Here is a 1,064-nt window from a genome sequence, read left to right on the forward strand (position 1 = left end):
AGCAAAATCTCTTGAGTCAGACTTGTGATCAAGAGACAGCTAATTAGTGGGTTGTGTTTATTTGGCTAAATTTTAATTATTTGATTTTAGAGAGTAGTGCAGGATTTATTACGAGATTGCGTACGCCGTGGGCATGATCTTCATCAAAGGCGTTACTTTCACACCATTTACCAACACTGTTTATATCAACCTTTGCTACTTTTGGTTTAACTGACCATGTTACTTGGAAAGGAGAGCCTGCCTCATTGTAACCAGGGCCAGTGGTAGAGCCGGTATAAATAACTGCTTCACCAGTATTAGTAAGTGCATTCGCTGCTTGGTAATAGCCATTAACCGATGACACGTTACTTATTTGAGCAAAATCAAGTGCGTTAGCATCGTTTACTAATACATATACTTGAGCTTCAACACGTAGTTGCGGATTTTTAATCGAATCACTCAAACAACTACCCAGTGTAGGGCCAGGTTTAACCATTGCACTGCTATGAACATTGTGAACTTCAATAGTGTCGCCGACTGAGAGTGCGCCGTGTTCGCTTGGACAAATTTCAATTTTTGCTGGTTTACTTTCACCTTTAGTTAAAGAGCCTGAATATAAGTAGCCACTATGAAAACCTTTTCCATTACCATTTCCTGCATATTTGCTAAATTCGCCACCGGCATGTTCAGCATTTTTATGAAAGTGTATATTACATAAGTTCATATTTGATGAAGTTGGGGCATGAGAGAAAACTGCCGTGTTTTCGCCTTTATAATTATCAATATTGCGTGGTGATTGTGGCCCAAAACCTTTATTAGCGGTGTTTTTAGCAAGCGCTGCACGCTGTATTTTTATTATGTCGTCATTTACTATTTCGTGGTTAGCTTTAGCTAGTGTATTAAAAGACAGGATGGTGATTACAGCAGAAATTACACTTATTTGTGTTTTGATTGTCATTGAGTCAGTGCCTTTAAATTATATTTTGCATAACAATTAAGTTAACAGATCTTGCTTTTTGTCAAATAATCCTAAAATAAATGTAACTATTCACCAAGACAAATTATTTTCTAAGGATCTTTTTTAG

At 36.9% G+C, this 1,064-nt stretch carries 1 protein-coding gene; it reads right to left on the reverse strand.

What is annotated here, in order from left to right:
- Window positions 1-76: 76 nt before the first annotated feature.
- The gene (locus GQR53_RS20470; RefSeq protein WP_033013576.1) at window positions 77-937 is read right to left on the reverse strand and encodes a delta-class carbonic anhydrase; all 861 of its coding nucleotides are present in this window, start codon (window positions 935-937) and stop codon (window positions 77-79) included.
- Window positions 938-1,064 lie beyond the last annotated feature (127 nt).

The sequence above is a fragment of the Pseudoalteromonas sp. Z9A6 genome (assembly GCF_011378805.1).
GTDB lineage: Bacteria > Pseudomonadota > Gammaproteobacteria > Enterobacterales > Alteromonadaceae > Pseudoalteromonas > Pseudoalteromonas distincta.

Excerpts from the sequence above, each read along its gene's own strand:
- GQR53_RS20470 (WP_033013576.1), bottom strand. The coding sequence starts at position 937 with ATGACAATCAAAACACAAATAAGTGTAATTTCTGCTGTAATCACCATC.